Here is a 20042-nt window from a genome sequence, read left to right as displayed (position 1 = left end):
AGCCGATAGCCCTACGAAGCTCCAATAAAGCCGCGTCGACAACAAACGCTTCGTAAGGACGACTGCCATGCCCCCACTGCGCTCCATCCAAGCCCGCTATACCCTGTTTCTGGTGCTGTTCGTCCTGGTGTTGTTCGTGTTGACCGTGGTCGGCATCGGCCAGTTGGTCGCGCCCACGCTGCGTCACACCGAGGAACAGGTGGTGCTCAACCGTGTCGCCGAAGTGGCCGACCAGATCAAGGGCGAACTGAACAAGGTTCAGGCCCAGCAACGCAGCATCACCCAGACGGTGCCGCTGCTGGACAGCGATGCCATCGACAAGGTCCTGCCCGGCCTGGTCGACCAGTATGGCGAACTGAAGGTGTTTGGCGGCGGTATCTGGCCGCTGCCCGATCAGCGCACGCCGGGGCGCAACAAGCACAGCACCTTCTGGCACCGCGACGCCTCGGGCAAGCTGGTGGTCAACACGTTCTGGAACAGCGACCCCGCCCCCAATTATTACGACCAGAGCTGGTACAAGGGCGGCCTCGCCGCGCCCCGGGGCCAGTGCGCCTGGGCGGCGGCCTACAAGGACGACGCCAGCCAGGAGCCGCGCACCAACTGTGCCATGGCCATCCAGCGCGACGGCGTGCCCTATGGCGTCGCCACCATCGATGTGACCCTGGGCTTCTTCAATGACCTGGTGGCCAGCAAGGAAAAAGACATCGGCGGTCAACTGCTGATCGTCGAAGGCGACGGCAAGATCATCAGCAACAGCACACGCATCAACGGCCCGGTCGTGCTGAAAAACATCAGCGAACTGACCGGCACCTCGGCGTTCGCCGCCCAGGTCAGCGCGGCCCTCGCCCATCGTGACCAGGCGTTGCAACGCAGCGAGTTCGACAATGGTGGCGTGGCCAGCACCTTCTACATGCGCCCTATCGAAGGCACGCCGTGGTTCCTGGCCACCGCCCTGCCCACCTCGCTGATCACCGCCCAGCGCGATGATGTGCTCGGCAGCCTCGCGCTGCTGCAAATCCCCATGGTGGTGTTGCTGGTACTGCTGGCCGCCTATGCGATCCGCCAACTGGTGCAACGCATGCGGATGCTGAAAACCAATATCGATGCCTTGTCCACCGGCGATGCCGACCTGACGCGCCGCATCACCATTCGGGCCGAAGACGAACTGGGTGCCATCGGCCACTCGGTGAACCGCTTTATCGTCTACCTGCAAAACATGATTGGTGAAGTGACCCAGGCCACCGGCGCCATGTCCTCGGGCCTTGCGCAGTTGCAGCACACTTCGGCGCAGACCAACCAGATTCTGGTGCGCCATGCTTCGGAAACCGATCAGACGGTCACGGCGATCACCGAAATGAGCGCCACCGCCGACACCGTCGCACAGAACGCCGCCGAAACCGCGGCCTTCACCCAGCGCGCCAACGAGCATGCCGATCGCTCTCGCGTGGTGGTGGGCGAGGCCTCCAGCAGCGTCAGCGCGTTGATCGGCGAGGTGTCCAGCGCCACCCACACGGTGGACAACATGCGCCAGGACGCCGCGCGCATCACCGAAACCCTCGGTGTGATTGGTGCGATTGCCGGCCAGACCAACCTGTTGGCACTCAATGCCGCCATCGAGGCGGCGCGTGCCGGTGAGCAAGGGCGCGGGTTTGCGGTGGTGGCCGACGAAGTCCGCGCCCTGGCCGCGCGCACTCAGGCCAGCACCTCGCAGATCAACGACATGCTCACGCGCTTGACCAGCGGCGTGAGTTCGTCGGTGGCCGCCATGGAAAACACCCAGGCCAGTTGCCAGTCGGCGGCGGACGCCACGGCACGGGTCAACAGCGGCCTGGATGAGATGGCCGGCTCGGTCAACCATATCAACAGCCTCAGCACCCAGATCGCCACGGCGGCCGAACAACAGAGCGCGGTCACCGAGGAGATCAACCGCAGCATGGTGCAGATCCGACAGATGGTCGAAGAGCTGGTGCAAAGCGGTCATGCCACGCAAACCAACACCCAGAGCCTGCTGGAGGCCAATGGTCGGGTGATTGCCTTGATGAGCCGCTTCAAAGTCCGTTGATAAAATGCGTGGACACTCCCGTGCAAAGCGCGGGAGTGGGACTATTCTGACAGTTCTCAGTCGTCACACAGGAGGTGTGCCATGCGCGCTGCCGAGCAATCGGTCCGCTTGGAGCGGATCAGTCAGGAACGGTTTATCCAGGCCCCCATCGACGCGGTGTATGAGTATGTGACCCAGCCAGACCGCTGGCACGAATGGCACCCCACTTCCCTCAGCGCCGACACCGGCACCACCGGCTCTCTCCCCGCCGGCACCCGCTTCACCGAGTTCATCGACCTGCTGGGCGTGCGCGTGCCCATGAGCTATCGCGTGCAGATCGCCCGGCGCCCCGGGGAGTTCAAGACCGTATTCACCTCCCTGGCCGTCGACGGCTCCATCCACTATTTCCTGCAACCCTTTCGCGGCGGCACGCTGTTCAAACGCGTGCTCACCTACGAAACCGAGTTGCAACTGGTCACTTTGCATGAGCGCATGATCGAGCTCTCGACCATCGCCCTGGACCAGCTCAAGCACCGCCTGGAAAACCCGCCTTTCGTATAATTTGGAAACACTCCGCACCGGTATGAACTGGCTTGCCTGCGATGACGTCGTCATGATCGCCTCATTCTGACGACGTTCTCCCACCCGCGAGCCTCACCATGAAAACCCCACTGCGCCTGGTCTTGCTGTCTGCCTTGTTCACCACCTCCCTCGTCCAGGCCGCCGACCTGGTCCCCATTGACGTGCACCGCGACGCCAATTGCGGCTGCTGCAAAAAGTGGATCAGCCATCTGGAAAACAACGGCTTCAAGGTCAATGACCACGTCGAAACCGATATGAGCGCCGTCAAGCAACGCCTGGGGGTGACACCGCGCCTGGCCTCGTGCCATACCGCCGTGATCGACGGCAAGTTCGTCGAAGGCCACGTGCCCGCTGACCAGGTCATGGCCCTGCGCAAGCGTGACGACCTGCTCGGCATCGCCGCTCCCGGCATGCCCCTCGGCTCGCCGGGTATGGAAGTGGATGGCCGCAGCGATGCCTATCAGGTCATCGGTCTGAGCCGCGACGGTCGCAATGTGGTCGTGGCCGACTACCCGGCGCACTGATCAGTGCTGGCGGGCTATCTGGGGCTGTTCGTCGCGGCGTTTGGTGCCGCGACGCTGCTGCCGCTGCAATCGGAAGCCGCGCTGGTCGGGCTGCTGCTCAATGGCCAGTATTCCCTGTGGCTGCTGCTGGGTGTCGCCACCCTGGGCAATGTGCTGGGCTCCGTGGTGAACGGCTGGCTGGGACGCTGGATCGAACACTTCAAGGATCGACGCTGGTTTCCGGTCAACGACAAGCAACTGGACAAGGCGCGCCGGCATTACGCGCGCTGGGGGCACTGGACGTTACTGCTCAGTTGGGTGCCGATCATCGGCGACCCGCTGACCTTGGTCGCGGGCGTGATGCGTGAGCCCTGGTGGCGTTTTCTGCTGCTGGTGACGCTGGCCAAGGGGCTGCGCTATGGCGTGCTGGCCGCGCTGACCTTGCAGTGGGTGCCGACTTAATCCCCACTTAATCCACCGGCAACAGCATCCGGGCACTCGTTTTCGGAGCCGTCCCCATGCCGCTGATCCGCTCGCTCTGCCTTTCCAGCCTGCTGCTGGCCACCGTTCCCGCCTTTGCCGACAGCCCCACCTACGGCCCTGAACTGCAAGGTTTCACCTACCCCTACCCGGTCGAACACTTCCATTTCGAGTCCCAGGGCAAAGCCTTGCAGATGGGCTACATGGACGTCCCCGCCAAGGGCCAACCCAATGGGCGCAACGTGGTGCTGATGCACGGCAAGAACTTTTGCGGCGCCACCTGGGAGGACTCGATCAAGGCCCTGAGCGAAGCCGGCTACCGGGTGATCGCACCGGACCAGATCGGTTTCTGCACCTCCAGCAAGCCGGACCACTATCAGTACAGCTTCCAGCAACTGGCAATCAACACCCACCAATTGCTGGAAAAGCTCGGCATCCATAAAGCCACGATCATCGGCCACTCCACTGGCGGCATGCTGGCCACCCGATATGCGCTGCTCTACCCCACGCAAACCGAACAGCTGGGGCTGGTCAACCCCATCGGCCTGGAAGACTGGAAAGCCCTGGGCGTGCCGTACCGCAGCGTTGACCAGTGGTATGAGCGCGAGCTGAAACTCAGCGCCGAGGGCATCCGCCGGTACGAACTCAACACCTACTACGCAGGGCGCTGGAAGCCCGAGTACGAGCGTTGGGTCGACATGCTCGCCGGCCTCAACCAAGGCCCGGGGCATACTCAGGTCGCATGGAACTCGGCATTGATTTACGACATGATCTTCACCCAGCCGGTCTATTACGAATTCAAGGACCTGCAGATGCCCACTCTGTTGTTGATCGGCACCGCCGACACCACTGCCATTGGCAGCGATATCGCCCCGCCGGCGGTCAAGGCGAAGATCGGTCGCTACGCAGAACTGGGCAAGCAAGCGGCCAAGCTGATCCCCCACGCGACCCTGGTGGAATTCCCGGGCCTGGGGCATGCACCGCAGATGGAAGAACCGGTCCGGTTTCATGCCGCACTGTTGCAGGGCTTGAATGCCCTTTAATCCAACCCTTTTCGAGGCACTCGTGAATGTCGGTACAGATTGCAGTCATTGATGATTGGCAGAATGTGGCCAGTGACGTAGTGGACTGGTCGAGCCTTGCGGCCGTGGGCCAGGTGCATTTCCTGCACGATTACCCGGCGGATACCGCCACGATGATCGAGCGTTTGCAGGGGTTCGAGGTGATCTGCGTGATGCGCGAGCGCTCCACCTTTGACAAGGCTCTGCTGCAAGGCTTGCCCCGGCTCAAATTGCTGGTGACGGGCGGCATGCGCAACGCCGCCATCGACATTCAAGCGGCCAAGGCGCTGGGCATCCAGGTCTGCGGCACCGACAGCTACAAGCACGCAGCGCCGGAACTGACTTGGGCGTTGATCATGGCGTCCACCCGCAACCTGGTGGCCGAGGCCAACTCCCTGCGCGCAGGCCACTGGCAAATCGGCCTGGGGGGCGACCTGCATGGCAAGACCCTGGGCATTCTCGGGCTGGGCAGCATCGGCCAGAAGGTGGCCAAATTCGCCCAGGCGTTCGGCATGCGCGTGATCGCGTGGAGTGAAAACCTCACCCCGGAGCGCGCAGCGGAGTCAGGCGTGACCTGGGTCAGCAAGCGTGACCTGTTCGAGCAGGCCGACATCCTCACCGTGCACCTGGTGCTCAGCGAACGCAGCCGTGGCCTGGTGGACGCCCAGGCCCTGGGCTGGATGAAACCCACCGCACGCCTGGTGAATACCGCACGCGGACCGATCGTCGACGAACAGGCGCTGATCCATGCCCTGGAAAGTGGCAGCCTGGCCGGCGCGGCGCTGGACGTGTACGCCGAAGAGCCATTGCCGGTAGGCCACCCGTTCCGCCGCCTGCCGAATGTACTGGCCACGCCCCACGTGGGCTACGTCAGCGAACAGAACTACCGGCAGTTCTATGTGCAGATGATCGAAGACATTCATGCCTGGGCCAATGCGGCGCCTATTCGGGTGCTGGGCTGACGCACCAATCGAGGGCAAGCCGCACCGATGTAATACTCACTGTAGTGAGCAGGCTTGTCCTGCGCCGGGGCGCGAAGCGGCCCTGGAATCAGGCGCCGCATTCTGTCTGACGGGATGCGGCGTTTTTATTGGGGCGGCTTCGCCACCCGGCGCGGGCGGTGCGACGATTCGACAAGCCCGCTCACCACAAAAAGCAGCCCGCTCACTACAACCTGTCCCCCCACCCCTTCCAGTTGGGCATAGGCTTAAAAGTTTTTTGTCCTACAAAATTTCCCCAGAACCCCTACAGGCTCTGGGATCTGTCCTAGACTCATGACCGATGGGTCCGTTCCAAAACAAAAACCCCGCAAAAAATCGAAACTTTCCAACTCTGCCGTAGGTCCAGTTTCAGGTAAGGCGAGCGCACGCGGTTCACACCCCATGCCCGTCCATCCAATCTTTTTACGCCGACCGTGCAACTGGCATACGCCTTGCCAGTTTGTAAAGCGCTTGTGCGCCTGGCCGCAGGATGCGGCCAATCGGAGCTAGTGGCAGCGGGCCATTAGCCGACCAACAGATGGGAGTGCATTATGATCAGTGCCGCAGTAGATACTCAGGGAGAGCGTTTCAGTCAGCCAGCAGGGGGGCCGACATCGTTGGCCGACCTGCCCACCACTATGCGGCCGATCGTGAGTCAGAACCCCAATCGCAAGAAAGTGTTGTTTGTCACTTCGGAATTCGCCGACCTGATCAAGACAGGCGGCCTGGGTGACGTGTCCGCCGCCCTGCCCCGTGCCATGGCGCACCTGCATGATGTGCGCGTGTTGATCCCCGGCTACCCGCAGGTGATGGAGAGCGACAACCCGATCCATATCATCGGTGAGCTGGGCGGTCATGCCGCATTGCCACCGTGCAAGATCGGGCGTATGGACCTCAAGGATGGCCTGGTCATTTACGTGCTGATCTGCCCCGAGCTCTATGAGCGCGAAGGCACGCCCTACGGCGCCAACAACGGCCGCGACTGGCCGGACAACCATATTCGCTTCGCCCGCCTGGGCCTGGCCGCCGCCGACATGGCCGCCAACCTCGCCCAGATTCACTGGTGCCCGGACCTGGTGCACGCCCACGATTGGCCCGCCGGCCTGGCTCCGGCCTATATGCACTGGCGTGGTTCACGCACGCCGACGCTGTTCACCATCCATAACCTGGCCTACCAGGGCGTGGTCAGCCTGGCTTCCACGCCAGAGCTGGGCATTCCGCCCCATGCGCTGCAACAGGAGGGCATGGAGTTCTACGGCAAGATGTCGTTCCTCAAGGCCGGCATGGCGTACTCCAGCCATATCACCACCGTGAGCGCGACCTACGCCCAGGAAATCACCACCCCCGAATTCGGCTGCGGCCTGGATGGATTTCTCGCCAGCAAGACCCAGCAAGGCTTGCTCAGTGGCATCCCCAACGGCATCGATGAAAGCTGGGAAACCTCCACCGATACGCACCTGATGCACAACTTCAATATCGGCGACTGGGCCGGCAAGGCGGTCAACGCGGTCCACGTGCGCGAACTGTTCGGCCTGGACGACTCCACCGGCCCGCTGTTTGCGGTGGTGTCGCGGCTGGTCTACCAGAAGGGCCTGGACCTCACCGAAGCCGTGGCCAGCTTTATCGTCGAGCATGGCGGCCAGATCGCGGTTATCGGTCGCGGCGAGCCGGAGGAGGAACAATCCATGCGCGAACTGGCGCTGCGCTTCCCGGGCCGGGTCGGCGTACGAATCGGCTTCAACGAAACCGACGCACGCCGCATGTTCGCCGGCAGTGATTTCCTGCTGATGCCATCGCGTTATGAACCCTGCGGCCTGAGCCAGATGTACGCCCAACGTTTCGGTTCGCTGCCGGTGGCGCGCAACACCGGCGGGCTGGCGGACACCATTGAAAACGGCGTCACCGGTTTCCTGTTCAACGAGTCCACCGTGGAAAGCTTCGAAGAAGCCCTGAGCCGCGCGTTCAAGGTCTTCGCCTACCCGGGCCTGCTCAACGCCATGCGTTCGCGCGCCATGACTCAACCGTTCAACTGGTGCCAGGCGGTGGAACCCTACGCCGAACTCTACGAACAACTGGTGGCCAAGGCACTGGGGAAACCGACGAAATAACCAAGGGAGGTCTCTGCAGATGCCGTCACGGACTCTGGAAACCTGGCCCCACGGCGCAATCATGCTGGACGCGCAACACACGCGATTCGCTCTGTGGGCGCCAGACGCATTTTATGTCAGCGTCGAGCTGGAAGACGGCAAGTCCATCGCCATGCTGCCCCAGGCGGATGGCTGGTTCGAAACGGAAATACCCTGCCCGGCGGGCACGCGCTACCGCTTCAATATCGACGGGGAAAAGGATGTACCCGACCCGGCGTCTCGGGCCCAGGCGTCGGATGTGCATGGCTGGAGCCTGGTGGTCGATCCGCTGGCCTACCAATGGCGGCATACGCATTGGCAAGGTCGCCCCTGGCACGAAGCGGTGATCTACGAGCTGCATGTCGGTGCGCTGGGCGGCTATGCCGGCGTGGAGCGCCACTTGCCACGCCTGGCCGAGCTGGGGGTGACCGCCATTGAACTGATGCCCCTGGCGCAATTCCCCGGCGAGCGCAATTGGGGCTACGACGGGGTGCTGCCTTATGCGCCCCAGGCGTCCTATGGCACGCCCGAACAACTCAAGCATTTGATCGACTGCGCCCACGAACACGGCCTGGCCGTTATCCTCGACGTGGTCTACAACCACTTCGGCCCGGATGGCAATTACCTCGGCCAGTACGCCAAGGGCTTTTTCCGCGAAGACGTGCACACGCCCTGGGGCGCCGGGATCGATTTCGACCGCCGGGAAGTGCGCGATTTTTTTCTCGATAACGCGCTGATGTGGCTGCTCGAGTACCGATTCGATGGCCTGCGTCTGGACGCCGTGCACGCCATCGACAACCCCGGGTTTCTGCAGGAACTGGCCGAACGGGTGCGCCAACAGGCGGACATTGGCCGACATGTGTGGCTGGTGCTGGAAAACGAATTCAACCAGGCGCACCTGCTGGAGCACCACTTCGACGCGCAATGGAATGACGACGGGCACAACGCCCTGCACGTGCTGCTTACCGGAGAGACCGACGCCTATTACCGCGACTTCGCCGAAGACACCACCGCCAAACTCGCGCGCTGCCTGGGGGAAGGCTTCATCTACCAGGGCGAAGCCACCCGGCATGGCCATGCACGCGGCGAACCCAGCGCCCACCTTCCGCCCAGCGCTTTCGTGCTGTTTTTGCAGAACCACGACCAGATCGGCAACCGAGCATTGGGCGAACGCTTGCATCAGCTCTGCACGCCCGAAGCACTCAAGGCAGCGACCACGCTGCTGTTGCTGTCACCCATGATTCCGCTGCTATTCATGGGCGATGAAGTCAACGCCAGCGAGCCGTTCCTGTTTTTCACCGACCACCATGGCGAGCTGGCCGAAGCGGTGCGCGAAGGCCGGCGCAACGAATTCGCGGACTTCACCGCATTCAAGGACCCTGAGCGACGCAAGCGCATTCCAGACCCCAACGCCGCCGCAACCTTCGAACAATCCACACCGACGTTCAGCCACCCCGAACACGCGCAGTTCTACCGTCACCTGCTGAGCTTGCGCCATCGCCATATCCTGCCGCACCTGCCCGGCTGCGTGGCCCTGGGCGCGCAGGTGCTGGCACCGGGTGCCGTCAGCGCACGTTGGCGACTGGGCGACGGCAGCCTGTTGCAGATCGACTTGAACCTGGGCGCAACCGCCCTGGAGCATCCTGCCTGCGGCCAGCGCCTGTACGAAACGCCCGCCCATCAAGACGCACAACTGGCGCCATTTGGCGCGCGCGTCACCCTATTCCCTGTTGGAGAACACCCTTGAGCGAAGCGAACCTGGAAATCCTCGCCAGCCGCGCGGGTCTGGCCGTCGATTGGATCGACGCAAACGGCCGCCCGCAACGAGTGAAACCCGACGCCCTGCGCGCCGTTCTCAAAGGCCTGGGCCACACGGCCGACACCGATGCCGAAATCGACGCCAGCCTGCTGGCGCTGGAACAGATACAACAAGACAAGCACCTGCCGCCCTTGCTCACCATCGACAGCGGCGAAGGCCTCGACCTGGCTCGTTACTTCGAGCCCGACACCCTGTGCCGCGTCAGCCTGGAAGACGGCGACACCCTGGACCTGCGCCTGGATGGCGACGCCGTGCTGCCCGGAGTGATCGCCCTGGGTTATCACCAGGTGCACATCAACGGGCAGACCTTCACCCTGGCCGTGGCCCCGGCCCATTGCTACAGCGTGGCCGAAGCGGTCAACAGCCGCCCTGCCCGCGCCTGGGGCCTCAGCGCCCAGCTCTATGCACTGCGGCGTCTGGGCGACGGCGGTTTTGGCGACACCCTGGCCCTGGAACACCTGGCCCGCGCTGCCGCCGAACGCGGCGCCGATGCCCTGGCAATCAGCCCGATGCACGCAATGTTCAGTGCCGACACCGGGCGCTACAGCCCCTATTCGCCGTCGAGCCGACTGTTCCTCAACAGCCTTTACGCGTCACCGGCCTGCATCCTCGGTGAGCGCGAAGTGCGCAACGCCATCGAGGCCAGCGGCCTGGCAGAGACGCTGCATGCCCTGGAACAGGACAACCTGATCGACTGGCCCGCTGCCGCCAGCGCCAAGCAACGTTTGCTGCGCGCCTTGTATGAAGACTTCCGCCACGGCCAGCATCCGCAGCATGCCGACTTTCTGAGCTTCCGCCAGGCCGGCGGCGAAGCCCTGGAGAACCACTGCCGCTTCGAAGCCGTGCAAGCGGTGCGTGCCGAGGCCGGCGAAGACCTCGACTGGCGTCATTGGCCCCAGGAATGGCGTACCCCACAGAGCCCCGCGCTGGCGCAATTCGCCGAGGAGTACGCGGATGAAATCGGCTACTTCGCCTTCGCCCAATGGCTGGTTGCCCGCAGCCTGGAGCGCGCCCAGCAAGCGGCGCGCGGCAGTGGCATGGGCGTCGGGCTGATCGCCGACCTGGCGGTGGGTGCCGACGGTGGTGGCAGCCAGGCCTGGAGCCGGCAGGACGAACTGCTGGCCGACCTCACCGTCGGCGCGCCGCCGGATATTCTCAACCGCGCCGGCCAGGGCTGGGGCATTTCCGCGTTCTCCCCTGAAGGCTTGAAACGCAACGGCTTCCGCGCGTTTATCGAGATGCTGCGCGCCAACTTTGCCCATGCCGGCGGTCTGCGTATCGACCATGTGATGGGCCTGCAACGCCTGTGGGTGATTCCCCTGGGCGCCTCGCCCCGGGAAGGCGCCTACCTGTATTACCCGGTGGATGACCTGCTGCGCCTGCTGGCCCTGGAATCCCATCGGCACCAGGCCATCGTACTGGGTGAAGACCTGGGCACCGTGCCCGACGGCCTGCGCGAAAAACTCAGCGGTCGCTCGATTCTGGGTATGCGCGTGCTGCTGTTCGAGCAAAACCACGATGGCCAGTTCAAGCCGATCCTCGACTGGCCGGACAACGCCCTGGCCACCACCAGCACCCATGACTTGCCCACGCTCAACGGCTGGTGGCACAGCCGTGATATCGAGTGGAACATTCAACTGAGCCTGATCGACGCACCTACCGTCGAACAATGGAGCGAACACCGCCTGCGCGAACGCCAGGCTCTGCGCCAGGCGTTGAGCCAGGACCCGCAGAACTTCGTCGACGAGATCCGCAACGAAACCGACCACGTGCTCGACGCCAGTGTGCGCTACCTCGGCCACACCCGCGCACCGTTGGTGTTGCTGCCCTTGGAAGACGCACTGGGCATCGAAGAACAAGCCAACCTGCCCGGCACCCTCGACACACACCCCAACTGGCGGCGACGCCTGCCGGGGGAAGCCAGTGCCCTGCTCGACAACGACAACGCCGCCCGCCGCCTGGAGCTACTGGCCGTGGCGCGCAACCAGGCCTACGAGCGTGACCGATGAAGGCCTTGCCGCTACGCGCCACCCAACGCCTGCAATTTCACAAAGGCTTCACCCTGGATGATGCGGTGCCGCTGGTGCCGTACTTCGCGCAGCTGGGCATCAGCCATCTCTATGCCTCGCCCTTGCTCAGCGCGCGGGCCGGTTCCATGCACGGCTACGATGTGGTCGACCCCACCCGCGTCAACCCGGAACTGGGTGGCGAGGCCGCGTTGCGGCGTTTGGTGATCACGCTGCGCGAACACGACATGGGGCTGATCCTCGACATCGTGTCCAACCATATGGCCGTGGGCGGCGCGGATAACCCGTGGTGGCTCGACCTGCTGGAATGGGGCCGCTTGAGCCCCTACAGCGAATTCTTCGACATTCAGTGGCACTCCCCCGACCCGCTGCTCAAGGGCCAACTGCTGATGCCGTTCCTCGGCAGCGATTACGGCGAAGCCCTGCAAACCGGCACCCTGGCGCTGCGCTTCGATGCGGCCCAGGGCGAGTTTTATGCGCAGCACTACGAACACCGCTTCCCGATCTGCCCACGGGACTACGCGGCCATACTCGGCACCGACGAACCGCTCAAGCCGCTGGCCGAGCGTTTCAGCGCCCTGGCCTATCAGGACGACGCCCACGCCGCCGCCGTGCCGCTCAAGCGCGCGCTGGCCGAGCAGGCCCGCGACGTATCGGCCCTGATCGAACAACGCTTGAACGCATTCGACGGGCGCCAGCCCGAAGGCTTCGAGCGCCTGCACCCACTGTTGGAACAACAGACCTATCGCCTGGCCAGCTGGCGCACCGCCGCAGACGACATCAACTGGCGGCGCTTCTTCGATGTGAACGAGCTGGGCGGCCTGCGCGTGGAGCGCAGCGCCGTGTTCGAAGCCACCCACGGCAAGATCTTCCAATTGATCAGTGACGGCCTGGTGGATGGCTTGCGCATCGACCATATCGACGGCCTGGCCGACCCTCGGGGGTATTGCCGCAAACTGCGCCGCCGGGTGGATTCACTGGCACCCGGACGGCACTTGCCGATCTTCGTGGAAAAGATCCTCGGCGAAGGCGAGACCCTGCGCGAAGACTGGCAGGTAGATGGCACCACCGGTTACGAATTCATGGACCAGGTGTCCTTGCTGCAACATGATCCGGCGGGCGCCGAAACCCTCGCCAAACTCTGGGCGCACCACAGCGAACGCCCGCCGGCCTTTATCGACGAGGCGCGGCTGGCGCGTCAGCAGATCCTCAACGGTTCCCTCGGAGGCGACTTCGAAAGCGTGGCCCAGGCCCTGTTGCAAGTGGCCCGTGACGACGTGATGACCCGCGACCTGACTCTGGGTGCCATCCGCCGGGCGTTGCAGGAACTGATCGTGCACTTTCCGGTGTACCGCACCTACATCAGTGCCCGGGGCCGCAGCGCCGCCGACGACCGGGTGTTCCAGCAGGCCATGGACGGCGCGCGCAGCACCCTGGGCGAAGGCGACTGGCTGGTGCTGGAACACCTGCAAAACTGGCTCGGCGGCCAGCCCTGGCGCAATCGCCCGGTGGGCCGTGAACGCAAGATCCTCAAGCACGCCTGCGTGCGCTTCCAGCAACTGACCTCGCCCGCCGCCGCCAAGGCCGTGGAAGACACCGCGTTCTATCGCTCGGCGGTGCTGTTGTCGCGCAATGACGTGGGCTTCAGCACCGAACAGTTCAGTGCGCCGTTGGCGGATTTCCATGCCGTCAACCAACAACGCCTGCGGGCCTTCCCCGACAACCTGCTGGCCACCGCTACCCATGACCACAAACGCGGCGAGGACACCCGCGCGCGCCTGGCGGTGCTGAGCGAATGCGCAGGCTGGTATGCCACGCAGGTCGCCCACTGGCGCGAACTCGCCGCCCCGTTGCGTGACGCCGCCGAGGCGCCGTCGGCGGGCGATGAGCTGATCCTTTACCAGGCGTTGCTCGGCAGTTGGCCGCTGGACCTCGACCTCACGGATAACGCGGCGCTCGAGGCCTACGCACAGCGCCTGTGGCAATGGCAACAAAAAGCCTTGCGCGAGGCCAAGCTGCAGAGCAGTTGGAGTGCACCGAATGACGCCTATGAGCAGGGTGTGGAAAGCTTCCTCAAGCGCCTGCTGCTCAGTGACGCCGGCCAGCCCTTGCGCGATGCCCTGAACGCAGCTGTTCAGGTTATCGCCCCGGCTGGTGCGGTGAACGGGCTGGCGCAATCCTTGCTTCGCATCACCGTGCCTGGCGTGCCGGACCTGTACCAGGGCGACGAGTTCTGGGACTTCAGCCTCGTCGACCCGGACAACCGTCGTCCGGTGGACTTCATCGCGCGCCAACAGGCCTTGGCCGCCCCGCCGGACCTCGGCGAGTTGCTGTTCCATTGGCGCGACGGACGCCTCAAGCAAGCCGTGATTGCCCAGGGCCTGGCCTTGCGCAACGCCTGGCCCGAGCTGTTCCACAGCGGCACCTACACGCCGCTGGAGGTCGTGGGCGCGCAGGCGGATCGCGTCGTAGCGTTCAGCCGCGAATGGGCGGGTCAATGGGTGCTGGTGCTGGTGCCGCGTTGGCCCCATCACCTGCTGGAAAACGCGGTGCACCCGCTGATCAATGCGCGGGTTTGGGGCGATACGCGGGTGAAATTACCGCTCGCCGCCCCGACCCGAAACTGGAAGGGACTTTTTCATACCGGTGCAGTCACACCAGACAAGGAGCTGCTGATCAGCACTGCCCTGGGGGAGCTCCCGGTCAATGTCTTCACCAATTCTGATGATCGACAAAGCTGAAATTTTCTGCGAGGAGCATTGTGATGAGCACTGAAGACAAACGCATACGCGAATTGGCGCATCAGATCTGGGAGTCTGAAGGCAAGCCCCATGGACAGGACACGCGGCACTGGGAGATGGCGCGCAAGTTGGCGGAAGCCGAAGCCCTGACGCCGAGCAAGCCCAAGGCGGCCGCCAAGCCGAAAACCGCGCCGAAGGCTGCGCCCAAAGCCAAGCCCGCAGCTGCGAAAGCTGCCGCGCCCAAGAAGCCCAAGGCGCCGCCCAAGCCAGCGGGCTGACGGCTATCCCCTGTGGGAGCAAGCCAGCTCCCACAGGAAACCACACTCCGAACTTGAGATTTGCCTGGCGCACAGCCGGCGCGGTCGCGTTCGGCCCAAAAAACACCTTGCAGGAGCAATTCAATGAGCCAACCCGATAAAGGCCAGGCGACGCCCGAAACCGAGCCGTCGCGGATTCGAGAAGGCTTGCCCTTCCCCCTTGGCGCCACGTGGGACGGCCTGGGCGTCAACTTTGCACTGTTTTCTGCCAATGCCACCAAGGTGGAATTGTGCCTGTTCGATGACACCGGTGAAGTGGAGCTGGAACGTATCGAGCTACCCGAATACACCGACGAGACCTTCCACGGCTACCTGCCTGACGCCCATCCCGGGCTGATCTACGGCTATCGCGTGTACGGTCCGTATGACCCGGCCAACGGTCATCGCTTCAACCACCACAAATTGCTGATCGACCCCTACGCCAAACAACTGGTGGGCGCGCTGAAGTGGTCCGAAGCGTTGTTCGGCTACACCATCGGCCACCCCGATGACGACCTCAGTTTCGACGAACGCGACAGCGCCCCCTTCGTACCCAAGTGCAAGGTGATCGACCCCGCCCACACCTGGGGCAACGACCAGCCGGTACGTGTGCCGTGGGACCGCACGATCATTTACGAAACCCACCTGCGCGGCTTCAGCATGCGTCACCCGTCGGTGCCCGAAGCGGTGCGCGGCACCTGCGCCGGCCTGATGGTGGATGACGTGCTCAAGCATGTGCGCCAGTTGGGGGTGTCGTCGGTGGAATTGCTGCCGGTGCACGCGTTCGTCAACGACCAGCATCTGCTGCAAAAAGGCATGACCAATTATTGGGGCTACAACAGCATCGCGTTTTTCGCCCCCGACCCGCGCTACCTGGCCAGCGGCAAGATCGCCGAGTTCAAGGAGATGGTCGCGCACCTGCACGAGCAGAAGCTCGAAGTGATTCTGGACGTGGTCTACAACCACACCGCCGAAGGCAATGAGCGAGGCCCGACCCTGTCCATGCGCGGCATCGACAACGCCTCGTACTACCGGCTGATGCCGGATGACAAGCGCTTCTATATCAACGACTCCGGCACCGGCAACACCCTGGACCTGAGCCATCCCTGCGTGCTGCAAATGGTCACCGACTCCCTGCGCTACTGGGCCAACGAGATGCACGTGGACGGTTTCCGCTTCGACCTGGCCACCATTCTGGGGCGCTACCGCGACGGTTTCGACGAGCGCCACAGTTTCCTCGTGGCCTGCCGCCAGGACCCGGTGCTGCGCCAGCTCAAACTGATCGCCGAACCCTGGGACTGCGGCCCCGGCGGCTATCAGGTGGGCAACTTCCCACCGGGTTGGGTGGAATGGAACGACCGCTTTCGCGACACCGTGCGCGCCTTCTGGAAAGGCGATGACGGCCAGCTGGCCGATTTTGCCGGGCGCATGACCGCCTCGGGCGAGATGTTCAACCATCGCGGGCGCCGGCCTTACAGCTCGGTGAATTTCATCACCGCCCACGACGGTTTCACCCTGCACGACCTGGTGTCGTACAACGACAAGCACAACGAGGCCAACGACGAAAACAACCAGGACGGCAGCAACAACAACCTGTCCTGGAACCATGGTGTCGAAGGCCCCACCGACGATCCGGACATCAATGCCCTGCGCCTGCGCCAGATGCGCAATTTCTTCGCCACGCTGCTGCTGGCCCAGGGCACGCCGATGATCGTCGCCGGCGACGAATTCGCGCGCACCCAGCATGGCAACAACAACGCGTACTGCCAGGACAGCGAGATTGGCTGGGTCAACTGGGACCTGGACGATGACGGCAAGTCGCTGCTCAAGTTCGTCAAGCGCCTGATCAAGTTGCGCCTGACCTACCCGATCCTGCGCCGTGGCCGTTTCCTGGTGGGCGACTATAACGAAGACATCGGCGTGAAGGACGTCACCTGGCTGGCGCCGGACGGCAATGAAATGAGCACCGAGCAATGGCAGGACAGCCATGGCCGCTGCCTGGGCATGCTGATGGATGGCCGGGCCCAGGAAACCGGCATCCGTCGCCCCGGTGCGGACGCGACCCTGCTGCTGGTGGTGAATGCCCATCACGACCTGGTCAACTTCCGCCTGCCACCGGTACCGGAAGGCGGCTTCTGGACCTGTATGGTCGACACCAACCAGCCTTCGGTGCGCGGCCAGGAACGCTTCGAGTTCGATCACGAGTACGCCGTGACCGGCCGTTCACTATTGTTGTTCGAGCTGCAATACGAGGAAGAGGTGTGACATGGCACTTCATGGATTCCTTCAGGGCTTCCGTGGGTATGCGGACACGCAGGCCCTGGGGGCCGCGCTGAGGGCGCTTCAGGAAGAAGGCCTGGACCAACTGCCGCTGCCCGGCGGCGGCCAGACATTGGAACGCTTCAGCCGGCTGGCGCAAGTGGCCGGGCACGACCTGCGGCTGTGCAAGTTGTTCGAAGGGCATACCGATGCCCTGGCGATCATCGCCGAACTGCACAGCCCGCTGCCGCCTCTGGGCAGCACCTGGGGGATGTGGGCCGCCGAACCGCCGAACGCCAGGGTGCGCGTGCACAGCGACGGCGCGCGATTGACGCTGGAGGGGCGCAAGGCGTGGTGCTCCGGCGCCGCCGTGGTCAGCCATGGGCTGTTGACCGCCTGGGATGAACAGGACCGCCAACAGCTGGTTGCCGTGGAGATGCAACAACCGGGCGTCAGCGTGACCGATGAGGGCTGGCATGCGGTCGGCATGGCGGCCACCGGCAGTGTCGAAATCGTGTTCAGCGGGGCCTACGCCATCGCAGTGGGCGGCCCGGGCGACTACCTCAGTCGCGTCGGCTTCTGGCACGGCGGCGTGGGCATCGCCGCGTGCTGGTACGGCGCCGCGCAACGCCTGGGCGAAGCGCTGCGCGAGCAGTGCGGCAAACGCCCGGAACCTCACGCCCTCGCCCACCTGGGTGCGGTCGACAGTGCCCTCAACAGCGCCGCTTGTGTGCTGCGGGCCTGCGCGGAGCAGATCGACCGCGCCCCCCGCGCCGATGCCAGGCAACTGGCGCAACAGGCCCGGGCATCCATTGAGGACACCGTGGAACAGGTGATGCGCCATGTGGGCCGCGCCGTCGGTGCCGGGCCTTATTGCAAGGACCCGCACTTCGCACAGTTGATGGCGGACCTGCCGGTGTACGTGCGTCAAAGTCACGCCGAACGCGACCTGGCCGCTCTCGGCGAACAGGTGGCCGGCGACCCCACAGGGAGGTGGCAACTATGAGACCCAACCCGATCGTTGGCCAGGGCACGCCGCTGCATCACTGGCAAGGTTCGACGCGGTTGGCCGAGCTGCCCGAGGTCAGCGTCGAGCAATTGGTGCCCGAAGGCCATCGCGCGGTGATCATCGCCCCGCACCCGGACGATGAAGTGCTGGGCTGCGGTGGCTTGCTGCAAGGCCTGGCGGCGCTGGACCGGCCGATCCAGTTGATCTCGGTGACGGACGGCAGCGCCAGCCATCCGGGCTCGCGGCGCTGGCCGGTGGAACGCCTGAGCGTGGTGCGCCCCCAGGAGTCGGCGCAGGCCCTGCACCGACTGGGTGTGCCGTTGCACAGCCTGAAATGGCTGCGCGCCGGTTTCACCGACGGCAAGGTCGCCGCCCGTGAGGCGCAACTGAGCGGGTTCATTCAGCGCTATCTCAAACCCAATGACGTGGTGTTCACCACCTGGCGTGAAGACGGTCATTGCGACCATGAAGCGGTCGGTCGCGCCAGCGCCCAGGCGGCTTCGAACACGGGTGCCGCCTTGTATGAACTGCCGGTGTGGACCTGGCATTGGGCCACGCCTGAAGACGCCCAGGTACCTTGGCACCGCGCCCGTAAAATTCCGCTGACATGCGAGTCCGTGGCCCGCAAGCGTCACGCGATTCACGCGTTTGCCAGCCAACTGGAGGGCGACCCGCAGATCGGTTTGCCGCCGGTATTGGCGCCCTATGTGGTGGAGCGCTTGCTGCAACCCTTTGAGGTGGTTTTCGTATGAGTGTGGCAACGCCTTACTTTGATCGGATGTTTGCCGGTAACGACGATCCCTGGGCTTTTCGCCAGCGCTGGTACGAGCGTCGTAAGCGCGCACTGACCCTGGCGGCCTTGACTCGCCCGCGCTACGCCTCGATTTTCGAACCTGGCTGCGCCAATGGTGAATTGAGCGCAGAGCTGGCGCCGCGTTGCGACAGTCTGCTGTGCTGCGACACCGCAGCGGCGGCAGTCGACTTGGCGCGCAGTCGTTTAGGGGGATTTCCCCATGCGCAGGTACGCCAATCCCGCCTGCCCGAACAATGGCCCACCGAACGCTTCGAACTGATCGTCTTGAGTGAGCTGTGCTACTACCTCGACACGCAGGACCTCTGCCGCCTGATCGGGCAGGCCGTCGCGTCCCTGACTGACGGCGGCCAGTTGCTCGCCTGCCATTGGCGCCCGCCTATCGAAGGTTGCCCACAAACGGGCGAACAGGTGCATGCCCTCCTGGAAGAGCGCCTGCCCCTGCATTCGCTGGTTCGCCACCATGAAAGCGACTTTCTGCTCGACCTGTGGAGCCGCGACGGCACCTCGGTTGCCACCCTCGAGGAATTGCGATGATCGGTGTGCTGATCCCGGCCCATAACGAAGAGCTGCTGCTGGAGGCGTGCCTGGACGCGGCGATGGTCGCCGCCGGGCATCCGGCCCTAAAGGGTGAGGCCGTGCAGATCCTGGTGGTGCTGGACAGTTGCAGCGATGGCAGCGCCCGTATTGCCCAAGGCTATCAAGTGCAGTGCCTGGAAGTGCAGGCACGCAATGTCGGGCACGTGCGTGGGGTTGGCGCGCGGCATCTGTTGAACCTGGGGGCACGCTGGATCTCCTGCACCGATGCCGACAGCCGCGTCGCACCCGACTGGTTGGTGGCACAGCTGGCCCTGGAGGTGGATGCGGTGTGCGGCACGGTCACCGTCGATACCTGGAGCGAAGGGTTCGATGCGGCGGCGCAGATTCGCTATCACCAGGGCTATGAGGCACGGGATGGCCATCGGCATGTGCATGGAGCCAATCTGGGGGTCAGCGCCGGTGCCTATGTACGCTCGGGTGGTTTCGAACCACTGGCGTGCCATGAAGATGTGCAACTGGTGCGGGACCTGGAGCGCTCAGGCGCGAATATCGCCTGGAGTCATGCCCCGCAAGTGATCACCAGCGCCCGGCTCGACGCTCACGCGCAGGGCGGGTTTGGCGATTATTTGAAGGGCCTGGTGTGCGCTACGTAAAAAAATCGATGTTTCACGATGTAAAAGAATCGAATCCTTGTCTATGCTGAGGACGCCTTGCTGGCAGTCCAAGGGTTGGAGTGTCATGCAGCCACGACGGCGGAGTCTGTCGTG

16 protein-coding genes and 1 pseudogene are annotated in these 20042 nt (G+C 64.1%); all 17 read left to right on the top strand.

The window, feature by feature from the left end:
- Positions 1-67: 67 nt before the first annotated feature.
- Positions 68-1201: pseudogene (locus tag ACW9IB_RS00410) on the top strand (cache domain-containing protein); the annotation flags it as partial.
- A 15-nt stretch (positions 1202-1216) separates the two neighbouring features.
- On the top strand, positions 1217-2062 hold the full coding sequence (locus ACW9IB_RS00405; protein ID WP_457364482.1) for a methyl-accepting chemotaxis protein: 846 nt from the start codon (positions 1217-1219) through the stop codon (positions 2060-2062).
- A gap of 81 nt (positions 2063-2143) precedes the next feature.
- Positions 2144-2602, top strand: coding sequence for an SRPBCC family protein (locus ACW9IB_RS00400; protein ID WP_457364345.1), 459 nt, complete (start codon positions 2144-2146; stop codon positions 2600-2602).
- Between the two features lie 98 nt (positions 2603-2700).
- Positions 2701-3147, top strand: coding sequence for a DUF411 domain-containing protein (locus tag ACW9IB_RS00395; protein ID WP_457411758.1), 447 nt, complete (start codon positions 2701-2703; stop codon positions 3145-3147).
- 3 nt (positions 3148-3150) lie between these two features.
- Positions 3151-3588 carry a YqaA family protein gene (locus ACW9IB_RS00390; protein WP_457411757.1) on the top strand — a complete coding sequence of 146 codons (438 nt, stop codon included), beginning with the start codon at positions 3151-3153 and terminating at the stop codon, positions 3586-3588.
- A gap of 56 nt (positions 3589-3644) precedes the next feature.
- Positions 3645-4649: an alpha/beta fold hydrolase gene (locus tag ACW9IB_RS00385; protein ID WP_457411755.1), complete on the top strand. Its 1005-nt coding sequence runs from the start codon at positions 3645-3647 to the stop codon at positions 4647-4649.
- 26 nt (positions 4650-4675) lie between these two features.
- Positions 4676-5629 (top strand): D-2-hydroxyacid dehydrogenase family protein, encoded by a 954-nt coding sequence (locus tag ACW9IB_RS00380; protein WP_457411753.1) that lies wholly within the window; start codon positions 4676-4678, stop codon positions 5627-5629.
- 569 nt (positions 5630-6198) lie between these two features.
- The gene (gene glgA / locus ACW9IB_RS00375; protein ID WP_457411751.1) at positions 6199-7755 is read left to right on the top strand and encodes a glycogen synthase GlgA; all 1557 of its coding nucleotides are present in this window, start codon (positions 6199-6201) and stop codon (positions 7753-7755) included.
- A gap of 19 nt (positions 7756-7774) precedes the next feature.
- Complete coding sequence (treZ, locus tag ACW9IB_RS00370; protein ID WP_457411749.1) at positions 7775-9520, top strand: malto-oligosyltrehalose trehalohydrolase; 1746 nt, start codon at positions 7775-7777, stop codon at positions 9518-9520.
- Complete coding sequence (gene malQ, locus ACW9IB_RS00365) at positions 9517-11601, top strand: 4-alpha-glucanotransferase (RefSeq protein WP_457411747.1); 2085 nt, start codon at positions 9517-9519, stop codon at positions 11599-11601. Before treZ ends, malQ begins: the two co-directional genes overlap by 4 nt.
- Entirely contained in the window at positions 11598-14360 is a 2763-nt protein-coding gene (locus ACW9IB_RS00360; protein ID WP_457411746.1) for a malto-oligosyltrehalose synthase, read from the top strand. Before malQ ends, ACW9IB_RS00360 begins: the two co-directional genes overlap by 4 nt.
- Before the next feature lie 23 nt (positions 14361-14383).
- Positions 14384-14638 (top strand): DUF2934 domain-containing protein, encoded by a 255-nt coding sequence (locus ACW9IB_RS00355; protein ID WP_457411745.1) that lies wholly within the window; start codon positions 14384-14386, stop codon positions 14636-14638.
- A 123-nt stretch (positions 14639-14761) separates the two neighbouring features.
- Positions 14762-16921: a glycogen debranching protein GlgX gene (gene glgX / locus ACW9IB_RS00350; protein ID WP_457364335.1), complete on the top strand. Its 2160-nt coding sequence runs from the start codon at positions 14762-14764 to the stop codon at positions 16919-16921.
- 1 nt (position 16922) lies between these two features.
- Positions 16923-17921: an acyl-CoA dehydrogenase gene (locus ACW9IB_RS00345; RefSeq protein WP_457411743.1), complete on the top strand. Its 999-nt coding sequence runs from the start codon at positions 16923-16925 to the stop codon at positions 17919-17921.
- Positions 17918-18676, top strand: coding sequence for a PIG-L deacetylase family protein (locus tag ACW9IB_RS00340; RefSeq protein WP_457364333.1), 759 nt, complete (start codon positions 17918-17920; stop codon positions 18674-18676). Before ACW9IB_RS00345 ends, ACW9IB_RS00340 begins: the two co-directional genes overlap by 4 nt.
- Positions 18673-19272 (top strand): SAM-dependent methyltransferase, encoded by a 600-nt coding sequence (locus ACW9IB_RS00335; protein ID WP_457411741.1) that lies wholly within the window; start codon positions 18673-18675, stop codon positions 19270-19272. Before ACW9IB_RS00340 ends, ACW9IB_RS00335 begins: the two co-directional genes overlap by 4 nt.
- On the top strand, positions 19269-19928 hold the full coding sequence (locus ACW9IB_RS00330; protein WP_457411739.1) for a glycosyltransferase: 660 nt from the start codon (positions 19269-19271) through the stop codon (positions 19926-19928). Before ACW9IB_RS00335 ends, ACW9IB_RS00330 begins: the two co-directional genes overlap by 4 nt.
- Positions 19929-20042 lie beyond the last annotated feature (114 nt).

This window comes from Pseudomonas sp. SDO524_S393 (assembly GCF_054071875.1).
This window is presented reverse-complemented; position numbering and strand designations above follow the sequence as displayed.

Bases quoted from the DNA above. Each gene is read 5' to 3' on its own strand.
- ACW9IB_RS00405 (WP_457364482.1), top strand. From the start codon at position 1,217: ATGATTGGTGAAGTGACCCAGGCCACCGGCGCCATGTCCTCGGGCCTT.
- ACW9IB_RS00400 (WP_457364345.1), top strand. From the start codon at position 2,144: ATGCGCGCTGCCGAGCAATCGGTCCGCTTGGAGCGGATCAGTCAGGAA.
- ACW9IB_RS00395 (WP_457411758.1), top strand. From the start codon at position 2,701: ATGAAAACCCCACTGCGCCTGGTCTTGCTGTCTGCCTTGTTCACCACC.
- ACW9IB_RS00385 (WP_457411755.1), top strand. From the start codon at position 3,645: ATGCCGCTGATCCGCTCGCTCTGCCTTTCCAGCCTGCTGCTGGCCACC.
- ACW9IB_RS00380 (WP_457411753.1), top strand. From the start codon at position 4,676: ATGTCGGTACAGATTGCAGTCATTGATGATTGGCAGAATGTGGCCAGT.
- glgA (WP_457411751.1), top strand. From the start codon at position 6,199: ATGATCAGTGCCGCAGTAGATACTCAGGGAGAGCGTTTCAGTCAGCCA.
- treZ (WP_457411749.1), top strand. From the start codon at position 7,775: ATGCCGTCACGGACTCTGGAAACCTGGCCCCACGGCGCAATCATGCTG.
- ACW9IB_RS00360 (WP_457411746.1), top strand. From the start codon at position 11,598: ATGAAGGCCTTGCCGCTACGCGCCACCCAACGCCTGCAATTTCACAAA.
- ACW9IB_RS00355 (WP_457411745.1), top strand. From the start codon at position 14,384: ATGAGCACTGAAGACAAACGCATACGCGAATTGGCGCATCAGATCTGG.
- glgX (WP_457364335.1), top strand. From the start codon at position 14,762: ATGAGCCAACCCGATAAAGGCCAGGCGACGCCCGAAACCGAGCCGTCG.
- ACW9IB_RS00345 (WP_457411743.1), top strand. From the start codon at position 16,923: ATGGCACTTCATGGATTCCTTCAGGGCTTCCGTGGGTATGCGGACACG.
- ACW9IB_RS00340 (WP_457364333.1), top strand. From the start codon at position 17,918: ATGAGACCCAACCCGATCGTTGGCCAGGGCACGCCGCTGCATCACTGG.
- ACW9IB_RS00335 (WP_457411741.1), top strand. From the start codon at position 18,673: ATGAGTGTGGCAACGCCTTACTTTGATCGGATGTTTGCCGGTAACGAC.
- ACW9IB_RS00330 (WP_457411739.1), top strand. From the start codon at position 19,269: ATGATCGGTGTGCTGATCCCGGCCCATAACGAAGAGCTGCTGCTGGAG.